The 19,458-nt window shown below is 68.3% G+C and carries 23 protein-coding genes and 1 pseudogene; 9 read left to right on the top strand and 15 right to left on the bottom strand.

The window, feature by feature from the left end; genetic code table 11:
• Positions 1 to 17 precede the first annotated feature (17 nt).
• Positions 18 to 1,004 carry a hypothetical protein gene (locus tag BN977_RS11380; RefSeq protein ID WP_024451573.1) on the top strand — a complete coding sequence of 329 codons (987 nt, stop codon included), beginning with the start codon at positions 18 to 20 and terminating at the stop codon, positions 1,002 to 1,004.
• A gap of 10 nt (positions 1,005 to 1,014) precedes the next feature.
• On the opposite strand, the gene hsaB is transcribed toward BN977_RS11380, so the two are convergent.
• Genes hsaB through hsaA form a run of 4 tightly spaced genes read right to left on the bottom strand, consistent with a single transcriptional unit; the run spans position 1,015 to position 4,599 of the window.
• A complete protein-coding gene (hsaB, locus tag BN977_RS11385; RefSeq protein ID WP_024451574.1) occupies positions 1,015 to 1,608 on the bottom strand; it encodes a 3-hydroxy-9,10-secoandrosta-1,3,5(10)-triene-9,17-dione monooxygenase reductase subunit in 594 nt (197 codons plus the stop codon).
• 7 nt (positions 1,609 to 1,615) lie between these two features.
• A complete protein-coding gene (gene hsaC, locus BN977_RS11390; protein WP_024451575.1) occupies positions 1,616 to 2,515 on the bottom strand; it encodes an iron-dependent extradiol dioxygenase HsaC in 900 nt (299 codons plus the stop codon).
• A complete protein-coding gene (gene hsaD / locus BN977_RS11395; RefSeq protein ID WP_024451576.1) occupies positions 2,512 to 3,402 on the bottom strand; it encodes a 4,5:9,10-diseco-3-hydroxy-5,9,17-trioxoandrosta-1(10),2-diene-4-oate hydrolase in 891 nt (296 codons plus the stop codon). Before hsaD ends, hsaC begins: the two co-directional genes overlap by 4 nt.
• Positions 3,403 to 3,414: 12 nt before the next feature.
• Complete coding sequence (gene hsaA / locus BN977_RS11400; RefSeq protein WP_024451577.1) at positions 3,415 to 4,599, bottom strand: 3-hydroxy-9,10-secoandrosta-1,3,5(10)-triene-9,17-dione monooxygenase oxygenase subunit; 1,185 nt, start codon at positions 4,597 to 4,599, stop codon at positions 3,415 to 3,417.
• A 151-nt stretch (positions 4,600 to 4,750) separates the two neighbouring features.
• Here hsaA and BN977_RS11405 point away from each other — a divergent pair, with 151 nt between their 5' ends.
• Both BN977_RS11405 and BN977_RS11410 read left to right on the top strand, forming a co-directional pair.
• Positions 4,751 to 5,803: a ferredoxin--NADP reductase gene (locus tag BN977_RS11405; protein WP_036397635.1), complete on the top strand. Its 1,053-nt coding sequence runs from the start codon at positions 4,751 to 4,753 to the stop codon at positions 5,801 to 5,803.
• A 37-nt stretch (positions 5,804 to 5,840) separates the two neighbouring features.
• Positions 5,841 to 6,422, top strand: a complete 582-nt coding sequence (locus tag BN977_RS11410) for a hypothetical protein (RefSeq protein WP_024451579.1) — start codon at positions 5,841 to 5,843, stop codon at positions 6,420 to 6,422.
• On the opposite strand, the gene BN977_RS11415 is transcribed toward BN977_RS11410, so the two are convergent.
• Positions 6,415 to 6,879: an Rv1443c family protein gene (locus BN977_RS11415; RefSeq protein ID WP_024451580.1), complete on the bottom strand. Its 465-nt coding sequence runs from the start codon at positions 6,877 to 6,879 to the stop codon at positions 6,415 to 6,417. The genes BN977_RS11410 and BN977_RS11415 overlap by 8 nt on opposite strands.
• Positions 6,880 to 6,933: 54 nt before the next feature.
• Here BN977_RS11415 and BN977_RS33235 point away from each other — a divergent pair.
• Positions 6,934 to 7,542: pseudogene (locus BN977_RS33235) on the top strand (TetR/AcrR family transcriptional regulator); the annotation flags it as partial.
• On the opposite strand, the gene BN977_RS11420 reads toward BN977_RS33235, so the two are convergent.
• Entirely contained in the window at positions 7,537 to 9,672 is a 2,136-nt protein-coding gene (locus BN977_RS11420; RefSeq protein ID WP_165576312.1) for an acyl-CoA dehydrogenase family protein, read from the bottom strand. The pseudogene BN977_RS33235 and the gene BN977_RS11420 sit on opposite strands and share 6 nt — an antisense overlap.
• Positions 9,673 to 9,863: 191 nt before the next feature.
• Between BN977_RS11420 and kstR the strand changes: the two genes are divergently transcribed.
• Both kstR and otsB read left to right on the top strand, forming a co-directional pair.
• Positions 9,864 to 10,526 (top strand): cholesterol catabolism transcriptional regulator KstR, encoded by a 663-nt coding sequence (gene kstR / locus BN977_RS11425; protein WP_024451583.1) that lies wholly within the window; start codon positions 9,864 to 9,866, stop codon positions 10,524 to 10,526.
• 3 nt (positions 10,527 to 10,529) lie between these two features.
• Positions 10,530 to 11,264, top strand: a complete 735-nt coding sequence (gene otsB, locus BN977_RS11430; RefSeq protein WP_036397637.1) for a trehalose-phosphatase — start codon at positions 10,530 to 10,532, stop codon at positions 11,262 to 11,264.
• Here otsB and BN977_RS11435 read toward each other — a convergent pair whose 3' ends face one another.
• The 4 genes from BN977_RS11435 to BN977_RS11450 are packed head-to-tail and all read right to left on the bottom strand — an operon-like array spanning position 11,265 to position 15,064.
• Positions 11,265 to 12,365, bottom strand: a complete 1,101-nt coding sequence (locus tag BN977_RS11435) for an Rv3575c family transcriptional regulator (RefSeq protein ID WP_036397638.1) — start codon at positions 12,363 to 12,365, stop codon at positions 11,265 to 11,267.
• A gap of 11 nt (positions 12,366 to 12,376) precedes the next feature.
• Positions 12,377 to 13,267, bottom strand: coding sequence for a metal ABC transporter permease (locus BN977_RS11440; protein WP_036397639.1), 891 nt, complete (start codon positions 13,265 to 13,267; stop codon positions 12,377 to 12,379).
• On the bottom strand, positions 13,267 to 14,055 hold the full coding sequence (locus BN977_RS11445; RefSeq protein WP_036397640.1) for a metal ABC transporter ATP-binding protein: 789 nt from the start codon (positions 14,053 to 14,055) through the stop codon (positions 13,267 to 13,269). The genes BN977_RS11440 and BN977_RS11445 overlap by 1 nt, the downstream gene beginning before the upstream one ends.
• Complete coding sequence (locus BN977_RS11450; RefSeq protein ID WP_036397642.1) at positions 14,042 to 15,064, bottom strand: metal ABC transporter solute-binding protein, Zn/Mn family; 1,023 nt, start codon at positions 15,062 to 15,064, stop codon at positions 14,042 to 14,044. The genes BN977_RS11445 and BN977_RS11450 overlap by 14 nt, the downstream gene beginning before the upstream one ends.
• A 56-nt stretch (positions 15,065 to 15,120) precedes the next feature.
• Between BN977_RS11450 and BN977_RS11455 the strand changes: the two genes are divergently transcribed.
• Entirely contained in the window at positions 15,121 to 16,245 is a 1,125-nt protein-coding gene (locus BN977_RS11455; protein ID WP_036397644.1) for a GTP-binding protein, read from the top strand.
• Here BN977_RS11455 and BN977_RS11460 read toward each other — a convergent pair whose 3' ends face one another.
• Complete coding sequence (locus BN977_RS11460) at positions 16,246 to 17,058, bottom strand: sulfurtransferase (protein ID WP_036397645.1); 813 nt, start codon at positions 17,056 to 17,058, stop codon at positions 16,246 to 16,248.
• Between the two features lie 22 nt (positions 17,059 to 17,080).
• Between BN977_RS11460 and bluB the strand changes: the two genes are divergently transcribed.
• Entirely contained in the window at positions 17,081 to 17,743 is a 663-nt protein-coding gene (bluB, locus tag BN977_RS11465) for a 5,6-dimethylbenzimidazole synthase (protein ID WP_036398931.1), read from the top strand.
• Positions 17,740 to 18,498, top strand: a complete 759-nt coding sequence (locus BN977_RS11470) for a LamB/YcsF family protein (protein WP_036397646.1) — start codon at positions 17,740 to 17,742, stop codon at positions 18,496 to 18,498. Before bluB ends, BN977_RS11470 begins: the two co-directional genes overlap by 4 nt.
• Here the strand turns inward: BN977_RS11470 and rpsR are convergent.
• Genes rpsR through rpmB form a run of 4 tightly spaced genes read right to left on the bottom strand, consistent with a single transcriptional unit; the run spans position 18,495 to position 19,433 of the window.
• Complete coding sequence (gene rpsR, locus BN977_RS11475; protein WP_036397647.1) at positions 18,495 to 18,728, bottom strand: 30S ribosomal protein S18; 234 nt, start codon at positions 18,726 to 18,728, stop codon at positions 18,495 to 18,497. The genes BN977_RS11470 and rpsR overlap by 4 nt on opposite strands.
• Positions 18,728 to 19,033 carry a 30S ribosomal protein S14 gene (gene rpsN, locus BN977_RS11480; RefSeq protein WP_036397648.1) on the bottom strand — a complete coding sequence of 102 codons (306 nt, stop codon included), beginning with the start codon at positions 19,031 to 19,033 and terminating at the stop codon, positions 18,728 to 18,730. Before rpsN ends, rpsR begins: the two co-directional genes overlap by 1 nt.
• A complete protein-coding gene (gene rpmG, locus BN977_RS11485; protein WP_036397649.1) occupies positions 19,033 to 19,197 on the bottom strand; it encodes a 50S ribosomal protein L33 in 165 nt (54 codons plus the stop codon). Before rpmG ends, rpsN begins: the two co-directional genes overlap by 1 nt.
• Complete coding sequence (rpmB, locus tag BN977_RS11490; RefSeq protein ID WP_036397650.1) at positions 19,197 to 19,433, bottom strand: 50S ribosomal protein L28; 237 nt, start codon at positions 19,431 to 19,433, stop codon at positions 19,197 to 19,199. Before rpmB ends, rpmG begins: the two co-directional genes overlap by 1 nt.
• Positions 19,434 to 19,458: the final 25 nt, after the last annotated feature.

The following is a 19,458-nucleotide window of genomic DNA, read 5'->3' on the forward strand; positions in this document are numbered from 1 at the left end:
TGGCATCCTGTAGCGCGATGGCATTGAGCAAGAGTGCGCAACGCACGTTGGTGAAGTTGTTGGCTGCCGCGGCCTTGGTCGCCACCGTGCTCGGCGGTTTCGCCGCGTGTCTGTTCACGGTGGGCATGCCGGGTAAGCAGGCCACCGCGCCGAAAACCGGACCGGTGCTCGACGGCACGTTCAAGGTCGACATCGGCCCGACCGCCACGCCGGACGGAAAACCGGTCCCCGGCACCGCGCGCACCGAGACGTGGGTGGCGCGGTCGGCATGTCAAGACGGGGGCGGCTGTGTCGCCACGGTGGCCGTCGTCGATCCCCGTAAGCCCGGCGAACCGGCACGGGACACCCTGGTGTTCGACTATGTCGGCGGCGACTGGCTGATGGTCCGCGAGGCGCCGGACACGTGCAAGGTAGGCGACGCCGACGTCGATGTACAGGGCTGGACCATCATGAAACTGCAGTCCCGGATCGATGGTTCGCTCGGCGGCGAGTACACCTGGGCCACCGCGCCGGCACTGTGCGCCAACAAACGGGCCATCAACCTGACGCCCACCCGGGGCACCGACAACAGCACCCAGCCGCCGGACCCGGCGACCCAGCCGCCGCTGAAGACCTCGCGCGGTGCGGCCCTGCGAGGTACCTACGTCTACACCCAGACCTACCCCGAGACCGGTGAGGTCTTCCCGTCACACACCTACGATGCGACGACGTTCTGCCTGCGCACCGGGGACCGGTGCATCTCGCTGATGGCGAGCCCCGACACCCACAACCTGTTCGTGATGATCTACGGCGACGGGCGTTTCACCGCCAACTTCCCCGACGGTGACGCCCACTGCACCGACGGGGTCGGCAAGGTGCGCCAGTCCTCGCGTGACGATCTTCCGCTGCCGCAGGGGCCGCAGGATCCGCTACTGGGCCTGCGGGGCAAGTCGTATCAGGACTACACCGGCGACTGCCCGGCGAAGGTGGAGCTGGACGTCACACTGCAGCGCACCGGGGACTAGAGCGAGTCCGTCACAACCAGGTGTCCGAGGTCGTGGTGGTGAGGAACGCCTCCAGATCGTCACGCCACTGCGCCGGGGTGTTCTTGTCCGGTTCGATACCGGTGTATTCACCGCGGTAGAACAGGAGAGGGCGTGGTTTGATGCGCGACCCATGCTCCTCGCGCGAGCGCTCGTCGGCCGGTTCCGACATCGCCTGGACCGCACCGAACACCACGAAATGGTCGCCGCCGTCATGCACAGAAGCGACCGTGCAATCGATGTGCGCCAGCGAGCCATCGATCACCGGAGAGCCGAGTTCGGAGGGGTGCCAGTCGATTCCGGCGAACTTGTCCGGCGCCTTGGACCCGAACTGCGCCGATACGTGCTGTTGGTTCTCGTGCAGCATGTTGACGCAGAACCGGCCGCTGGTCTCGATCGCCTTCCAGGCCCGGGACTGCTTGGTGGGGCAGAACAGCACCAGGGGCGGATCGAGCGACAACGCCGCGAACGACTGACAGGCGAACCCGATCGGCACGTCGTCGAGCGTGGTCGTGATTACCGTGACGCCGGTACAGAACTGGCCGAGCACATTACGGAATGTGCGCGGATCGATCGGCTGGGCCATCGCAGCGCTACTTGAACCCGACGCTGAAGTCGTGGCCCCACAGCGACACCGCGGTGCTCTCCCTGGCAACCCAGCTCTCGTCCTCGACTTCGAGCCCCTCACAACCGAATTCGATGTCGAACCCACCGGGGGTCTTCATGTAGAAGGACAACATCTTGTCGTTGACGTGCCGCCCCAGGGTGGCCGACATCTTCACCTTGCGGCGCAGCGCGCGGTCCAGGCACAGGCCGACGTCATCGGCGCTCTCCACCTCGACCATCAGATGCACGATGCCGCTGGGAGTTTCACCGGGCATGAAGGCCAGGCTGTGGTGCCGTGGATTCACCCCGAGGAAACGCAACCATGCCGGCGGACCGTCGGCGGGGCGGCCGACCAGCTGCGGTGGCAGCCGCATGGAGTCACGCAGGCTGAAGCCCAGCACGTCACGGTAGAAGTGCAACGTCTCCGCGTCGTCGCGGGTGGTCAGCACGACATGGCCGAGGCCCTGCTCCTCGGTGACGAACTTGTGCCCGTAGGGGCTGACGACGCGGCGATGCTCCAGCGCGACACCGTGGAACACCTCGAGCGTGTTACCCGAGGGGTCGTCGAACACGATCATCTCGTCGACGCGGCGGTCGGCCAGTTCGGTGGCCGTCGCCTCCTTGTACGGCGTGCCCGCGGCGTCCAGCCGGCTGCGGATGTCCTGCAGCTGTGCGGCATTGGCGGTTTCCCACCCCGACACCAGCAACCTGTCGTGCTCACCGGGCACGATGACCAACCGCGCGGGGAACTCGTCCATCCGCAGATACAGCGCACCCTCGGTGACCCCGGAGCCTTCCACCATGCCGAGGACCTTGAGACCGTACTCGCGCCACGCGGCGATATCGGTGGTCTCGATGCGCAGATAGCCGAGCGATTTGATGGTCATGAGTCAGCTCCCAGAAAATCCATGGTCAGCTTGTTGAACTCGTCGAACTTCTCCAGCTGCGCCCAGTGCCCGCACTGACCGAACACGTGCAGCTGCACGCGCGGGATCTGCTTGAGCGCCACCAGCGCGCCGTCGAGCGGGTTGACCCGGTCCTCGCGACCCCAGATCAGCAGTACCCGCTGCCGCAGCTTGTACACATCGCGCCACATCATGCCGAGCTCGAAATCCGCTCCGGCAAAGGACTTCCCCATGGCCTTGGTGGCGGCCAGCGATTCCGGGGTGCTGGCGATCTGGAAGCGTTCCTCGACGAGCTCGGGAGTGATCAGGCTCTGGTCGAACACCATGATGCGCAGGAACTTCTCGATGTTCTCCCGGGTGGGATCGGCGGCGAACCGGCCGAGCAGTTTCACGCCCTCGGTGGGGTCCGGTGCGAACAAATTCACGCTGAGCCCGCCGGGGCCCATCAACACCAAGCGCCCGGCACGCTTGGGGTTGTCCAGCGCGAAGCGCACCGCGGTGCCGCCGCCGAGCGAATTGCCCACCAGCGCAGCCCGTTCGATACCGAGATGGTCGAACAGGTTGAGCAGCGCGGTGGCGCTGTAACGGTTGTACTGCTCGTGTTCGGTGTGCTTGTCGGAATGCCCGTACCCCGGCTGGTCGACGGCCAGCACATGGAACTGTTCGGCCAGCACCGGGATGTTCTTCGAGAAGTTCGACCAGCTGGAAGCGCCCGGCCCGCCGCCGTGCAGCAGCACCACAGTCTCGGCGGCCGGATCACCGGCTTCGTGGTAGTGCAGCCGCATATCGGCCCGGACTTGGGCGTACCGCGAGGTCGACTCGAACGTGATCTCTTGCTGCTGGGCAGTTTCGGCGGCGAAAGACGTCATCGGCGGTTCCCGTTAAACCATCGTGTCCGCGGGCGGCAGACCGAACTCGTTGTTACCGAAGATCAGATAGGCGCGCTCGGGCTCGTTGGCGGCGTGCACCCGGCCGGCGTGGGCATCGCGCCAGAACCGCTGCAGCGGAGCGCCGGTGACCAGTGCCGTGGCGCCGGCCGATTCGAAGAGCAGATCGATCGAGGCGATGGACCGCGCGGTGGCGCGCACCTGGTCGCGGCGGGCGCGGGCCCGCAGCTCGAACGGAATCTCCTTGCCGGCCTGCAAGAGTGCGTACTCGTCACCGACGTTGCCGATCAGCTGGCGCCACGCGGCGTCGATATCGCTGGCCGCCTCGGCGATGCGCACCTTGGCGAACGGGTCGTCCTTGGACTTCTCGCCGGCGAACGCCGCGCGCACCCGCTTGCCTTGATGCTCGACATGGGCGGCGTAGGCGCCGTAGGCCATCCCGACGATCGGCGCGGAGATGGTGGTGGGATGCATGGTGCCCCAGGGCATCTTGTACACCGGCGCGGTGTTGTTCTGATAACCACCGGCGGTGCCATCGTTCATCGCCTTGTAGGACAGGAAGCGGTGCGTCGGAACGAACACATCCTTGACGACGACGGTGTTGCTGCCGGTGCCCTTCAGGCCCACGACGTGCCATACGTCGTCGATCGTGTATTCGGTGCGCGGGATGAGGAAGCTGCCGAAATCGACGGGGCGGCCGTCCTTGATCACCGGTCCGCCGAGGAACGCCCACGTGGCGTGCTCACTGCCGGAGGACCACTGCCACGCGCCGCTGACCAGGTAGCCGCCGTCAACGACGGTGCCGGCGCCCATCGGGGCATACGACGAGGACACCCGGACGGTCGGATCGTCGCCCCACACCTCGTCTTGGGCCTTCTGGTCGAACAGCGCCAGATGCCAGTTGTGCACGCCGATGATCGAGCTGATCCAGCCGGTCGAGCCGCACGCGCTGGCCAGCCGGCGGACCGCCTCGTAGAAGTACGTCGGATCGGCCTGCAGGCCGCCCCACTGCTCGGGCTGCAGCAGTTTGAAGAAGCCGATCTCGTCCAGTTCGTTGACGGTTTCGTACGGCACCTGACGCTGATCCTCGGCCAGTTGGGCGCGTTCGCGCAGCTTCGGCAGCAGATCATCGATGCCGGCGAGGACCGCCTGCACGTCACGCTGTTCAATGGACGTCACTGAAATGCCTCCCGGATCGAGATCCACCACTAGACAGAGATTAGAACACGTTACGATTTGTGTCGAGCAGGGCATTCTTTCAGCGGCTGGACCTGCGTAAGTTCGTTTTTGTAACATGTTCTAGTTATTGGGCGACGGAAGGGGTCCCAGGGTGACCGATGAGCCGCTCGGCAGCCACGTACTCGAACTGCAGGTGGCCCGGGTCGTCGAGGAGACCGCGGACGCGCGTTCGCTGGTATTTGCGGTGCCCGAAGGCAGCACCATCCCGGCCGACCGGTTGCGCTACTCGCCCGGCCAGTTCCTGACCCTGCGCGTGCCCAGTGACCGCACCGGTTCGGTCGCCCGCTGCTACTCGCTGTCCAGTTCGCCGTTCACCGGCGACCAGCTGACCGTCACCGTCAAACGCACCGCCGACGGCTACGCGTCGAACTGGTTGTGCGACAACGTCCATCCCGGCATGCGCATGCACGTGCTGGCACCCTCGGGCACCTTCGTACCCAAGACGCTGGACACCGATTTCCTGCTGCTGGCCGCCGGCAGCGGTATCACCCCGATGCTGGCCATCTGCAAATCCGCGCTGTCCGAGGGCAACGGGCGGGTGGTGCTGGTGTACGCCAATCGGGACGAGAACTCGGTGATCTTCGCCGCCACCCTGCGCGAACTGTCCGCCAAATACCCGGACCGGTTGACCGTCATCCATTGGCTGGAAACGGTGCAGGGCCTGCCCAGCGCCGCGACGCTGGCCGGACTGGTGGGCCCCTACGCCGGACACGACGCCTACATCTGCGGGCCGGGACCGTTCATGGCGGCCGCCGAGGAAGCCCTCAAGACCGCCGGCGCCGATCGCATCCACATCGAGGTGTTCAAGTCGCTGGACTCCGATCCGTTCGCTGCGGTCGTGATCGAAGAAGACGACAGCGATGAAGGACCGGCCACCGCCATCGTGACCCTCGACGGCACCACCCAGGAGGTGACGTGGCCGCGCCGGGCAAAGCTGCTCGACGTGCTGCTGGACAAGGGCCTGGATGCACCGTTCTCCTGCCGGGAGGGCCATTGCGGCGCCTGCGCGGTGGTCAAGAAGTCCGGTGATGTCGAGATGGAGATCAACGACGTGCTGGAACCCTCGGATCTGGAGGAGGGGCTGATCCTGGCCTGCCAGGCGCTGCCCACCTCCGATTCCGTGGAAGTCACCTACGACGAATAACGCCCGGGCTAACATTCGGCGGACCGGAGGGAGAGCCGTGAAGAAGTTTCTGGGAGTGCTCGCGGCCGCATGCTCGGTGGCCGCGCTCGGCGTACTCGAGGCCCCGACGGCAGCAGCCGGGGTGAACACCGCCACGACGTCGATACCGACGCCGAACGGGACCGTCGAAATGCACGTCACGGCCAACTGTGCGGGGCCGGAAGGCCGGTGCTTCTTCAACACCCAGGCCAATCTGCTGACGCCGGACGGACCGATCGGGCTGCCCGGGGACACCTGGGCCCGCCAGACCATCACCATCCGCAGCACCAACCGCGATGTGTACCAGAACGCCTGGTACAGCGCCCCGGCCGGGATGCCGCGGGAACTCAAGGGCGCCAACCACGACAACGTGCTGTCCAAGGCGTACAAGTCCATCTCCGACTACCAGGTGTCGGTGACCTATTTCGGTGGCGGACCGATGGAACGGTTTGCGGTGGACGGTGATTCGGTGCAGACCGATTGGAGCACCGGTCAGCCGAACCTCAAGGGTGGCTTCATCGCCTGCTCGGACATCCAGGTGGTGTTCGGCGGGGTGAACGTGACCACGCCGAGCGCCTGCGCCCAGACCACCTTCAGCTGAGCCGTTCTGGGGTCAGGTGCCGGGCCACCAGCCGGTGCCAGCGCCGCTGCCGATAGGCGAACAGCCCGCGCGCTGCGTGCACCACTACCGGCGTCAGGACACCGGCATCGATGTCGACGGTATCGGTATAGCGGCAGCGGTTTTCTTGCACAGGTTCGACGTGCAGGGTGTGGTTCCAGACTTTCAGCACCCCACCGAATTCGCGGGTGGTGATGGTACGGCTGTCCTCATCCACGCTCAGGATCTCCAACGTATGCCGGTAGGCAGGCAGCACGTGAAAAGCGAACAACCAGCCGGTGCCGCGCTCGCCGACGTGCAACGGGGTACCGCGCCCGGCCAGGGCCGGCATGCCGAACAGACCCCGGCACACGTAGAGGAATGTCACCGGGTATTGCATCGCCCGCCACACTGAATCGGCATCGGTGGGCAGAATGGTCTCGATATGTACGCGCTGCATGCCTCCATTCTCGGAAGCCGCTGCAGCGCCTGACTACTCGCTTTTGCCACGGAGGTGGTGGTGGCCCCGACCGATCGCTTTCGGGCGCGTAAGCAGCCACGACAGGCCCGCTCGGTCGAGACCCGGCAGCGGGTGCTGGACGCGGCTGCTCATGTTTTCAGCACGCACGGGTATGCCGCGGGCACCACCAATCGCATTGCCGCCGCTGCGGATATGTCGATCGGATCGCTGTATCAGTACTTCCCGAACAAGGACGCCATCCTGGCTGCACTGACCGATGCCCATATCGACGCCGGCGCGGCGCTACTGGCGCAGCGGGCGGCCGCCGGACTGCCGGCCGGGCTGTCGGACACGCTGCGGCTCGTTGTCCGGGCCACCATCGACAACCATCGCGGCGACCCCGCGCTGCACCGGGTGTTGTTCGAGGAGGCGCCGCGCTCCCCCGCGCTGCTGACCCGGCTGCGCGAGGCCGAGCAGAGTGCGGTGGTGGTCACCGCCGAGCTGCTACGCAACCACCCTGAGGTGACCGTCGCCGATCCGGTGTTGGCCGCCAGGATGACGGTCGCAACCATCGAGTCGCTGGTGCACCGGCTCATCACCCAACCCGTGGATCCCGCGCAACTGGAGGACGAGATCGTCGGGCTGTTGGCGGCGTACCTAACGCGGCAACCCCAGCAGCCGCTCGCCGGCCAGGGTGAGCAGGATCTGCTCGGTGCCGCCGGCGATGGACAGGCAGCGGGTGTTGAGGAAGTACCGCACATCGGGGCTGTCCACGATGCCCGCGCCGTCGAGTGAATCCATGATGGTCTCGGACAGGCCCTGCCGGTAGCGCACCCCGATCAGCTTGCGCACGCTGGACGGCGCACCCGGATCGTGCCCGCCGACCGCCATCCGGGCGATGAGTTGGTCCAGCAGCGAACCCACCTGGGCCGCAACGATCAACGTGCCCAGCCGGTCCGCCTCGGCGCCGTCGAGCTCGCGGTCACCGATCACGGCGAGCAGATGTTCCATGCCCTTGTCCAGCGCGCCGCCGGTGGCGATGGCCACCCGCTCGTTGGCCAGCGTGGTGCGGGCCAGCGGCCAGCCCCCGTCGACCGGGCCGACAACCTGCTCGTCGGGGACGAAGAGGTCGTCGAAGAACACCTCGTTGAACAGGGCCTCGCCGGTGATCTCGCGCAGCGGCCGGATATCGATGCCGGGGGCGCTCATGTCCACCAGGAAGTAGGTGATGCCCTTGTGTTTCGGCGCATCCGGGTTGGTGCGCGCCAGGCAGATACCCCAGTTGGAACGGTGCGCGTTGGAGGTCCACACCTTCTGCCCGGTGAGCTTCCAGCCGCTTTTGCCGTCGACCTCTGCGCGAACGGCTTTGGTGCGCAAGGCAGCCAGGTCAGAGCCCGCACCCGGCTCGGAGAACAGCTGGCACCAGTAGATGTCACCGGTCAGGGTGCCGGGGATGAACTTCTCGATCTGCTCCGGTGTGCCGTGCGCCAGGATGGTCGGCGCCGCCCACCAGCCGATGGAGATGTCGGGACGCGCCACGTGGGCCGCGGCCAGTTCCTGGTCGATGACCAATTGCTCTGCCGGCGTGGCGTTGCGGCCGTACGGCTTGGGCCAGTGCGGGGCCAGCAAGCCGGACTCGGCCAGCGCGCGCTGGCGCTGATCCTCGGGCAGCGCCGCGATATCGGCCGCGGCGGCGGCGATCTCAGCGCGCACCGCCTCGGCTTCGGTCACGTCGACGTGCAGGTGGCGCCGGACACCGGCCCGGGTCAGCTCGGCGGTGCGGCGCAACCAGCGCGACCGGCCACCCAGGAACTGGGACAGCGCATAGGCGCGGCGCAGATACAGGTGCGCGTCGTGTTCCCACGTGATGCCGATCCCGCCGAGCACCTGGATGCAGTCGCGGGCGTTCTCCTTGGCGGCGTCGATGCCCACCGCGGCGGCGACAGCGGCGGCGATCGAGAGCTGGCTGCCATCAGGGTCGGCGGCCGCGGCGGCCGCGTCGGCAGCGGCGACAGCGGCCTGCTGGCTGCGCAGCAGCATCTCGGCGCACATGTGCTTGACGGCCTGGAAACTGCCGATCGGCTTGCCGAACTGCTCGCGCACCTTGGCGTACTCGGTGGCGGTGTCCAACAGCCGGCGGGCCAGGCCGGCCGCCTCGGCGGCCAGCACGGTGGCCGCCAGGTCCTGCACGCGCTGCGCCGGGGCGGACAGCTGCTGTGCGGGAGCGCCGGTCAGCGTGACGCGGGCCAGCGGACGGGAGAAGTCGGTGGCCTCGAGCGCGTCGACGCGGACCCCGTCGGCGGCGGCGTCGACCAGGATCCACACCGCACCGGCCGGCAGCACCAACACACCAGAGGTGTCCGCGCCGAGCACCCACTTCGCCGATCCGGACGCGGTGCTGCCGTCGAACACGATGTCGGATTCCAGGGCCAGGCCGGCGCTGCGTTCGCCGGCGGCGAGCGTCTCCAGCACCGCCGGGTCGTCGACCACCAAGGTGGCCAGCGCCGTCGTCGCGACCGGTCCGGGCACCAGGGCGGCGGCCGCCTCGTCGATCATGCCGAGCAGGTCCTCGATACCGCTGCCGGCGCCGCCGTGCTCCTCGGGGATCGCGACACCGAAGGCCCCTAGTTGCGCGAAACCGTCGTAGGGGGCCCGCCACGCGTCCGGGTCGCCCAGCTCGACGTTGCGCACCGCGGTGATGGAGTTGGAACTGGCCGCCCAGCTCCGGACCAGTTCACGGGCGGCAAACTGTTCGGATGTGTCGGCCCTCGACGACAACACGGACACCGGCAACTCCTCACATTGGGTGAGAAGGCCACGCTTCCCACTAGAACGTGTTCTAATAGTGCCAGCGTTCGAACGTCAAGTCGACCGCCATCACGGCAGGACACGCCGCTTGTGCAGGGTGCTCGGAGGTGGGAAATTAGCTGTCGACATGCGTATCTTTTTTGTCAAGATCGCACTACCAAGGAGCAGCTCACCGAATGTCGTCACCAGCACAGCCCGGATCGGGTTCTGACTCACCACGTCAGGTGACGACGGTGGCCGTCCTCGCCGAATCCGAACTGGGATCCGAAGCGCAGCGCGAGCGCCGCAAGCGCATCCTCGACGCCACCCTGGCCATCGCCTCCAAGGGCGGTTACGAGGCCGTTCAGATGCGTGCCGTCGCCGAACGCGCCGATGTCGCCGTCGGAACCCTGTACCGGTACTTCCCGTCCAAGGTGCATCTGCTGGTCTCCGCGCTCGGCCGGGAGTTCGAGCGCATCGATGCCAAGACCGACCGGGCTTCGCTCACCGGCGGCACGCCGTACCAGCGGCTGAACATGATGGTCGGCCGGCTCAACCGGTCCATGCAGCGCAACCCGTTGCTCACCGAGGCCATGACGCGCGCGTTCGTGTTCGCCGACGCGTCGGCCGCGGGTGAAGTCGATCACGTCGGCAAGCTGATGGACTCGATGTTCGCCCGCGCCATGAGCGACGGCGAACCGACCGAAGACCAGTACCACATCGCCCGCGTCATCTCCGATGTGTGGCTGTCGAACCTGCTGGCCTGGCTGACCCGGCGCGCCTCGGCGACCGACGTCAGCAAACGCCTGGACCTGGCGGTCCGGTTGCTCATCGGCGACGGAGAACAATCTAAGGTTTGACGGGTGGATGACCTGCAGCACGCGCTGACTGCCATTGCCCAGACCCCACGCCTGCTGGTCACCTCCGATTTCGACGGCACGCTGGCGCCGATCGTGAACAACCCCGCCGATGCCCGGCCGCTCCCCGCGGCTGCCGAGGCCCTGGTCGCCCTGGCGGCGCTGCCCGACACCACCGCCGCGCTGATCTCCGGGCGCGCCCGCGGCGTGCTGAAGGAATTGTCGGGTATGCCGGACAGCGTGGCACTCGTCGGCAGCCACGGCGCGGAATTCGACACCGGCTTCGTCCGCGAGATCGACACCGACCTGCTGGCCACCATCACGGCCACGCTGCGCGGCATCGCCGCCGGCCGGCCCGGGGTGACCGTCGAGACGAAACCGGCCAGCGTGGCGCTGCATGTCCGCAATGCCGACCCGGCCGACGGCGACGCGGCGTTCGCCGCAGCGCGGGCCGCCGCCACGTCCTGGGACGCGCACCTCACCACCGGCAAGGCGGTATTGGAGTTCGCGGTGATCGTCACCGACAAGGGCGAGGCCGTCGACGAATTGCGCCGACGACACGGTGCCACCGCCGTGGTGTTCCTCGGTGACGACGTCACCGACGAGAAGGCGTTCCGCCGCCTGCGCGAGACCGATGTCGGGGTCAAGGTCGGCCCGGGTGACACCCTGGCCCGCTACCGGGTCTCGGCTCCGGCGGACGTCGCCGAGGTGCTGCGCTTTCTGCTCGCCGCGCGCCGCTGATCAGGCGGGCGGGCCCGCGGTGCGCCCGCGCATCAGTTCGGTGGCCAGCATGTCGATGACCGGCAGGCCCGAACGCGGCGGGTTGTGCAACAACCGGCCCGCGCGCCGGCCCTTCTCCATGCTGGGCTGAGCCACCGTGGTCAGGCCGCGGCGCAACGCCTCCGGCACCCCGTCGAAGCCCGTCACCGTCATCTGACCGGGCACATAGATGCCGCGCGCCCGAAGGGCATCCATCGCCGACAGCGCCAGCACGTCGGCGGTGCACATCAACGCCGTGATGCGCGGATTGCGGGCCAGCGCCACCTCGGCGGCCTGCCCGCCGGACGCGGGCCCGTGGTCGTAGCTTTCCACCACGGTGACCGACGCCGGGTCCAGCCCGGCCGCCCTCATCGCGTCGAAGACGCCGTGCGCACGTTCGCGCTGCACGTGGAAATGCGGGGAGTTCAGCCGCTCCGGTTGGGCCACCGCGGGGCTGGGATGCTCGTGCGGCCAGTCCCGGCCCAGCCGCATGGTCAGCAGGCCGATCTCGCGGTGGCCAAGTCCCACAACGTGTTCGGCGAGCTGGCGCATGGCGGCGCGGTCGTCGATGCACACCCGCGAACTGCCCGGCACATCCTTGGGTTGGTCGACGACGACGACGGGCAGGTGCCGCTGCAGTACCACCGGTAGATAGGGGTCGTCGTCGGAGGCCGAGTAGATCACGAAGCCGTCCACACCCGCCGACAGCACGGCGGCGGTGCCGTCGGCGACGCTGCGGTTGGGACCGGCCGCCACCAGCAGCAGGCCTTGCCCGGCCTCTTCACATGACTCGGCAAGCCCGGCAACGAAATCCAGGGCGGCCGGATCGCTGAACGAATAGTGCAGCGGTTCGGTGATCATCAGCCCGACGGCACCGGCCCTGCGGGTGCGCAGCGACCGCGCCACCGGGTCCGGCCCGGGGTAGCCCATCTCCTTGGCGGCGGCCAGCACCCGCTCCCGGAGTTCGGTGGACAGCTGGTCGGGACGGTTGTACGCATTGGAGATCGTGGTGCGCGAAACCTTGAGTTCGGCGGCCAACGAGGCCAGGGTGGCCCGTCGCCTGGGCGCCGGGCTTCTGGACATGCTCTCCGAGATTAGTGGACGTGCAGCCCGGAAGCGCCGTGTGGCGGCGCGATTCGCCGATCCGTTCCGGTCCGTTGCGCTATTGCCCACACCACCAGCCAGATGCCGCAGACGATCGTGACGATGACGAAGCTGGGCGGAACGTTGAACATCGCCGACAGCGCCAGCCCTGCCCACACCGAGAACACCGCCAGCAGCGTGGAGGCCAGCATGGCCAGTCCGGGCCGGGCCACCAACATGATCGCCGTGGCCGCGGGCGTCACGACAAGGGCGAACAGCAGCAGTGTGCCGACCGCTTGGACCGCCATCGTCACCGCCAGCCCGAGCAGCGCCATGAACACCACCGACAGCACCCGCACCGGGACGCCCTTGGCCTCGGCGACCTCGGCGTTGATCGAGGCGAACAACAGCGGCCGGTAGACGAACGCGACGACGACGGCCAGCACCAGCACCGCCACCCCGAACGACACCAGCTGCTCATGGGTCACCGCGAGCAGGTTCCCGAACAGCACGTTGGTGACGGTGCTGCTGCTCTTGGTGGCCTGCGAGCTGAAGAACAGCCCCAGCCCGGTGGCGGCGGCCAGCACCGTGCCGGTGGCCACCTCCCGTTCGTCGGCGCGTTTGCCCAGCGCGCCGATCACCAGTGCACCCCCGATGCAGAACGTCGCCAACCCGACGGTGACCGGCAGGCCCAGCAGCACCGCCCCGGTGGCACCGGGAAAGCCGATGTGCGCCAACGCATGTGCGGCGAAGGCGCTGTTACGCACCACGATGAAATAGCCGATCAGCCCGGCAGCCAGGGCCACCAGCGTGCCGCCGATCAGGGCATTGCGCATGAACGCCGACGTCAGGATCTGCCACCAGTTCTCCTGATAGCCCAGCGCCAGCACGGTCGTCTGCATCAGATACTCCGGACGTACATGTCGCCCTGCGGGGTGTGCACCACCTGGATGGAGGTGCCGTACAGGTGGCTCAGCAGGTCGGCGTCGACGACCTCGTCGGTGGTGTCGAAATGCGCGTGCCCGTCGAGCAGGTAGATAGCGCCGTCCAACACGGCCAGCAGCGGGTTCAGGTCGTGCGCGACCACCAGGATGGTCACCCCGAGTTCGTCGCGGATCTTGGCCAGCAGCCGCACGATGTCGCGCTGGTTGCGGACGTCCAGCGCGGTCAGCGGCTCGTCCAGGATGAGCAGCCGGGGCCTGGCCACCAGCGCCTCGGCGATCGCGATGCGCTGCCGCTGCCCGCCGGACAGCTGGGACAGCCTGCGGTGCGCGAACTCCGAGGCGTCGACGGCGGCGAGCACGTCGGCGACCCTGGCGCGTTCGGCGGCGCTGGCCCGCCCGAACCCCCACCGATTGCCGGTCAGCCCGAGCAGCACCGCGTCACAGGCCCTGATCGCGTTACCCGCGGCGACGGCGTAGTTCTGCGGCACATACCCGATCAATCCGGTGGCGGCGCCCGGCGGCTTGCCGAGTACCCGGATGGTGCCCGAGCCGACCGGGATCGTGCCCAGCACGGCGTGCAGCAGGGTGGTCTTACCCGACCCGCTGGAGCCGATGACGGCGACGATGCCACCGGCCGGCACGTCGAACGTGCCCTCCGACCAGATCAGCCGGCCGCCCCGAACGACGCTGACGTCCTGGAACGAGAGTGCGGGTGGTTCGGATTCGGACGGGTCAGGGCTGGACACCAAGGGCCTTGGCGAGTGCGGTGAGTTGGTCCACCTGCCAAGCCTCGAACGATTTCGCGCCCGGCGCCACCGTTTCGGTCACGTTCACCACCGGAATCCCGGCGTTCTGCGCCGCGGTGCGGATCTGCTCGGGCACCGATCCCTCGGTCTGGGTGTTGTAGATGAGAACGTCGACACCCTTGCCATTCAACAGCTTCAGGAAGGCGTCCAGGTCGGCCGGGGAGGGGTCCGTCTCATTGCTGGCGGCCGCCTGGAAGCCCGCCGGCGTCTTGTTCTGCAACCCGACCGCCGCGGCCATGTCGTCGAAGACGGATTCGGTGGCGCCGTAGGTCTTGCCTGCCGCACCGGCCTTGATCTTCGCGATCAGCTCGTCGTAGGGCTGCAGCGAGGTGGTGAACGCGCTGCGCTGGGTCGCGAAGTAGCCCTTGGCCTGCGGAGCCAGCTCGCCGAGCTTGGCGGTCACCGCGTCGGCGACCGCGGTCACGGCGGCCGGGCTGTACCAGGCATGCGGATTCACCCCGTCGCCATGGTCGTGACCGTCGTGGTCGTCGTGGCCCCCGTCCTCGGGGTGCTCGTCGTGCTCGATGCCGCTGGCCTGCAGGGCGTTGATCACCGGCGCGTTGGGCGCGGAGCTGGCCGCCAGCTTGCTGGCCCATTCGTCGTAGTGACCACCGTTGACGACGACGAGTTGGGCGCCGGTGAAGGTGGCGGCGTCCGACGGGGACGGCTCGAAATCGTGTGGGTCCACCGACGACCCGGCCAGGATTGTCGTCACCTTGGCGCAGGCCCCGCCGAGGCTGTTCACGATCTGCCCCCACTGGTCGACGCTGACGACGACGTTCACCGGGGTGGTCGGGCAGTCCCCGGAGGCGGCGGTGCTCGAGGTCGCCGTGCTGTCGCCGCCGCCCGAGCAGGCGGCCAGGGCGAACGGAACGGCGAGCACCAGGCCGGTGGCCAGGGTGCGGAGGGTCTTCGGCGCGGTCATGGCGATAACGATAACCGTTTGCATTAACCGCCGCGCAACCGGATCATATTTTTTGAAAATCATTTTCATTAAGGAGTCACATGCTGCTGCCCGTCACGGTGCTGTCCGGCTTCCTCGGCGCCGGCAAGACCACCCTGCTCAACCACATCCTGGCCAACCGCGAGGGCCGCCGGGTCGCCGTCATCGTCAACGACATGAGCGAGGTGAACATTGACGCCGCCCTCATCGCCGGCCAGGGTCACCTGGACAGGACGCAGGAGAAACTGGTCGAGCTCACCAATGGCTGCATCTGCTGCACCCTGCGCGAGGACCTGGTCGAGGCGGTGGCCGAGCTGGCCGGGCAGAACCGATTCGATCACCTGGTCATCGAATCCACCGGCATCTCCGAGCCCATGCCCGTCGCGGCGACGTTCGGCTGGGAATTTGAGGATGGCTTCAGCCTGGCCCGGCTGGCCCGGCTGGACACCATGGTGACCGTGGTGGACGCGTCCACCTTCCTGCCCGAACTGGCCCGCGGCCAGTCGCTGGCCGACCGCGATATGGTCGCCTGCCCGGGCGACGGCCGCAACATCGCCGACCTGCTCACCGACCAGGTGGAGTTCGCGGACGTCATCCTGCTCAACAAGACCGACCTGGTCACCGCCCAGCAGCTGGGCGCCGTCGAAGCCGTGGTGCGCAGGCTCAACCCCACCGCGCGGCTGCTGCACACCGATCACGGCGTGGTGGCACTCGCCGAGGTGCTCGGCACCGGGCGTTTCGACCCCGACGCGGCCGCGAAGGTACCCGGTTGGGACGAGGAGATCGCCAACGGCCACACCCCGGAAACCGACGAATACGGCATCGGGTCGATGACCTTCCGCGCCGACCGTCCTTTTCACCCCGACCGGCTGGCCGCGGCGCTGGAAAACATGCGGGGGCTGTTGCGCAGCAAGGGTTTCTGCTGGATCGCCAGCCGGCCGGCCATCGCCGCCATCTGGTCCCAGGCCGGCCCCAATCTGGTGATCGAGCCGGCGCAGTACTGGGCGTCCACCGATATCACCCCGGGCCAGGAGATCGTGTTCATCGGCGTGCGGCTGGACCGCGGCCGCATCGGTGAGCTACTCGATTCGGCGCTGTTGACCGACGACGAGGTGGCCGCCGGTGAGCCGAGCTGGCTGCGCTTCCCCGATCCGCTGCCGGCCTGGGGTGTCACGCATACGCACTGATCAGTCCCCCGTTTGGACCGGCAGCGCCGGGTCGGCGCTCCACTGCGACCACGAACCCGGGAACAGTGCGGCGTCGACGCCCGTCGCCGCCAGCGCCGCGACCAGTACCGCGGCCGTCACCCCGGATCCGCAGTACGCACCGACCGGCTCGTCGAAACGCGGCAGCGCGTCCAGCGCGAAGGTGCCGTCGGGGGCCAGCAGCGCGGTGCTCGGCAGATTGCGGGCGCCCGGGATGTGACCGGCCACCGGGTCGACCGGCTCCACCTCGCCGCGGAACCGTTCCGGCGCCCGGGCGTCGAGCAGAACCGCGGCAGCGGCGGCCTGTCCGGCGGTCAGCGTCGGGAGCGCACCGGCATAGAGGTCCTCGTGCACCACGGTCACGTCACCCGGTTCGGCCGACGACGGCCCGGTGACCACTTCCCCGCGCCATGCGGCAAGACCGCCGTCGAGGATCCGGACGTCACCGATGCCCGCGGCGGTCAGCACCCACCATGCCCGCGCCGAACCCGCCCGGTTCCAGTCGTCGTAGACGACCACCGGCACCCCGGTGCGCACACCCCAGCGACGCGCGGCGGCCTGCACGGCCGCGCCGGAGGGCAACGGGTGCCTGCCGCGGCCGGCCACCCCGTGGTCGGACAGCTCGTCCTCCAGCGATACGTATACCGCCCCCGGCAGATGGCCCCGCTCGAAGGCCGCGCGACCGTCGGGCTCGGCCAGCTCCCAGCGGACGTCCAGAAGGGTCACCGGGCAACCGGATTCAATCATTTCGGCTAGTTCGGCAGCGGATATCAGAACCTGCGCACGCGTGCTCACCCGACCAGCCTAGGCTGCGGTGGTGACCGATCACGCGTTCAGCGACACCGAACGTCAGGCCGTATACCGGGCCATCGCCGAGCGGCGGGACATGCGCCGGTTCGTCCCGGGCACCGAGGTTCCCGCCGACGTGCTGGCGCGGCTGCTGGCCGCCGCCCACGCCGCACCCAGCGTCGGATTGATGCAGCCGTGGCGCTTCATCCGGATCACCGATCGAACGCTGCGCGGGCAGCTGCACGACCTGGTGGACGAGGAGCGCCGGGAGACCGCGGCCGCACTGGGCACCCGCGGCGAGGAGTTCCTCGAACTCAAGGTCGAAGGCATCCTGGAGTGCGCGGAGCTGTTCGTGGTGGCCCTCGGCGAAGGCAGGCAGGCGCACGTCTTCGGCCGTCGCACCATGCCGCACATGGATCTGGCCTCGGTGTCCTGCGCGATCCAGAATCTGTGGCTGGCCGCCCGCGCCGAAGGCCTGGGCATGGGGTGGGTGTCGCTCTTCGATCCGGTGCGGTTGGCCGCGCTGCTGGACATGCCTGCCGATGCCGAGCCGGTGGCCATCCTGTGCCTTGGTCCCGTGCCCGACTTCCCGCCGCGGCCGTCCCTGGAAATCGACGACTGGGCCTACGGGCGGCCGCTGCCCGAGTTCGTCTCGGAGAACCGTTGGGGCCGAGCGGGACTCCTGACATGAGCGTTGATCTCAACGCCGATCTCGGCGAAGGCTTCGGGGTCTGGCACCTCGGCGATGACGACGCCATGCTGGACATCGTCACCAGCGCGAACGTGGCTTGCGGCTTCCACGCCGGCGACCCGGCCCGGCTGGTGCAGACCTGCCGGGCCGCCGCCGAACGGGGGGTGCGCATCGGTGCGCAGGTCAGCTACCGCGACCTGGCCGGGTTCGGTCGCCGCTTCATCGACGCCGAGCCCGAGGAGCTGCGCGCCGAGGTGATCTATCAGATCGGCGCCTTGGCGGCCATCGCACACAGCGTCGGCACCACGGTGTCCTATGTGAAACCGCATGGCGCGCTGTACAACTCGATCGTCACGCATCGCGAGCAGGCGGCCGCGGTGGCCGCGGCGGTGCACGCCGTCGATCCGGGCTTGCCGGTGCTCGGCCTGGCCGGCTCGGCGTTCTTCGCCGCGGCCGCCGAGCTGGGCCTGCGCACGGTGCCGGAGGCGTTCGCCGACCGCGCTTATCGCGCCGACGGTCAGCTGGTGTCGCGCCGGTTACCCAACGCGGTGCTGCACGACCCGGACCGGATCGCCGACCGGGTGGCCTCGATGGTGCAGCGCGGGCAGGTCACCGCCGTCGACGGGTCGACCATCCCGATCACCGTGGAATCGGTCTGCGTGCATGGTGATTCGCCGGACGCGGTGCGCATCGCCGCGGCGGTACGCGACCGGCTGCGCGCCGACGGTACCGCGCTGGCTGCCTTCACCGATTAGGGCAGTAGCGCCATCTCGCGGGCGTTCTTGATGGCGGTGGCCACCTGGCGTTGCTGTTGCGGGGTGAGCCCGGTGACCCGGCGCGACCGGATCTTGCCGCGTTCGGAGAGGAACGTGCGCAGCACCGACACGTCCTTGTAGTCGACGTGAGTGATACCCAGCGCCTTCAGTCGGTTCTCTTTGGGCCGCTTGATCTCCGGGGCGGCCGTCCGCTTGCGCTTGTTCGCCATCACCAGCTCGCCTTGCGCACACCGGGCAGTTCACCGCGGTGCGCCAGCTCGCGCACCCTGACCCGCGACAGCCCGAACTTCCGCAGATGTCCACGCGGCCTGCCGTCGACGGAATCCCGGTTGCGCACCCGCACCGGGCTGGCATCCCGCGGCATCCGCTGCAACGCCGCCTGGGCCTGCGCCCGTTCCAGCGGACTGCTGGACGGCCGCCGGATGATCTCCTTGAGTTCGGCGCGACGTTCCGCATGACGCTGCACCAGCACCCGGCGCTGCTCGTTGCGCACGATCTTGGCGGTCTTGGCCATCAGCGTTCCTCCCTGAAGTCGACATGGCGGCGCACGACCGGGTCGTACTTGCGCAGCACCAGCCGGTCCGGATCATTGCGGCGGTTCTTGCGGGTGACATAGGTATAGCCGGTTCCCGCGGTGGACCGCAGTTTGACGATCGGCGGGATCTCGTTGCGGGCCATCAGATTTTCTCTCCGTTGCGACGCAGCCGTTCGACCACGGCCTCGATGCCGTCCCGGTCGATCACCTTGATCCCCTTGGCGCTGACCCGCAGCCGGATGCGGCGGTCCTCGGAGGGTAGGTAGTAGGTCTTGAGCTGGATATTCGGATTCCAGCGCCGGCGGGTACGCCGGTTCGAGTGGGACACCCGGTTACCGAAACCCGGTGCGCGGCCGGTGACTTGGCAGTGCGCCGACACCTCAACCTCCTATGGCTATTGAAAA

The sequence above is a fragment of the Mycolicibacterium cosmeticum genome, assembly GCF_000613185.1.
Taxonomy (GTDB): domain Bacteria; phylum Actinomycetota; class Actinomycetes; order Mycobacteriales; family Mycobacteriaceae; genus Mycobacterium; species Mycobacterium cosmeticum.

What these genes read in the sequence shown, in the direction of transcription:
- BN977_RS11440 (WP_036397639.1), bottom strand. Translation starts at nt 13,267, where the DNA reads ATGCAGACGACCGTGCTGGCGCTGGGCTATCAGGAGAACTGGTGGCAG.
- hsaB (WP_024451574.1), bottom strand. Translation starts at nt 1,608, where the DNA reads ATGGCCCAGCCGATCGATCCGCGCACATTCCGTAATGTGCTCGGCCAG.
- rpmG (WP_036397649.1), bottom strand. Translation starts at nt 19,197, where the DNA reads ATGGCCCGCAACGAGATCCCGCCGATCGTCAAACTGCGGTCCACCGCG.
- BN977_RS11455 (WP_036397644.1), top strand. Translation starts at nt 15,121, where the DNA reads ATGCTGCTGCCCGTCACGGTGCTGTCCGGCTTCCTCGGCGCCGGCAAG.
- BN977_RS11470 (WP_036397646.1), top strand. Translation starts at nt 17,740, where the DNA reads ATGAGCGTTGATCTCAACGCCGATCTCGGCGAAGGCTTCGGGGTCTGG.
- BN977_RS11380 (WP_024451573.1), top strand. Translation starts at nt 18, where the DNA reads ATGGCATTGAGCAAGAGTGCGCAACGCACGTTGGTGAAGTTGTTGGCT.
- rpsN (WP_036397648.1), bottom strand. Translation starts at nt 19,033, where the DNA reads ATGGCCAAGACCGCCAAGATCGTGCGCAACGAGCAGCGCCGGGTGCTG.
- BN977_RS11415 (WP_024451580.1), bottom strand. Translation starts at nt 6,879, where the DNA reads ATGCAGCGCGTACATATCGAGACCATTCTGCCCACCGATGCCGATTCA.
- BN977_RS11450 (WP_036397642.1), bottom strand. Translation starts at nt 15,064, where the DNA reads ATGCAAACGGTTATCGTTATCGCCATGACCGCGCCGAAGACCCTCCGC.
- BN977_RS11435 (WP_036397638.1), bottom strand. Translation starts at nt 12,365, where the DNA reads ATGTCCAGAAGCCCGGCGCCCAGGCGACGGGCCACCCTGGCCTCGTTG.
- hsaD (WP_024451576.1), bottom strand. Translation starts at nt 3,402, where the DNA reads ATGACGTCTTTCGCCGCCGAAACTGCCCAGCAGCAAGAGATCACGTTC.
- hsaC (WP_024451575.1), bottom strand. Translation starts at nt 2,515, where the DNA reads ATGACCATCAAATCGCTCGGCTATCTGCGCATCGAGACCACCGATATC.
- rpsR (WP_036397647.1), bottom strand. Translation starts at nt 18,728, where the DNA reads ATGGCGAACAAGCGCAAGCGGACGGCCGCCCCGGAGATCAAGCGGCCC.
- kstR (WP_024451583.1), top strand. Translation starts at nt 9,864, where the DNA reads ATGTCGTCACCAGCACAGCCCGGATCGGGTTCTGACTCACCACGTCAG.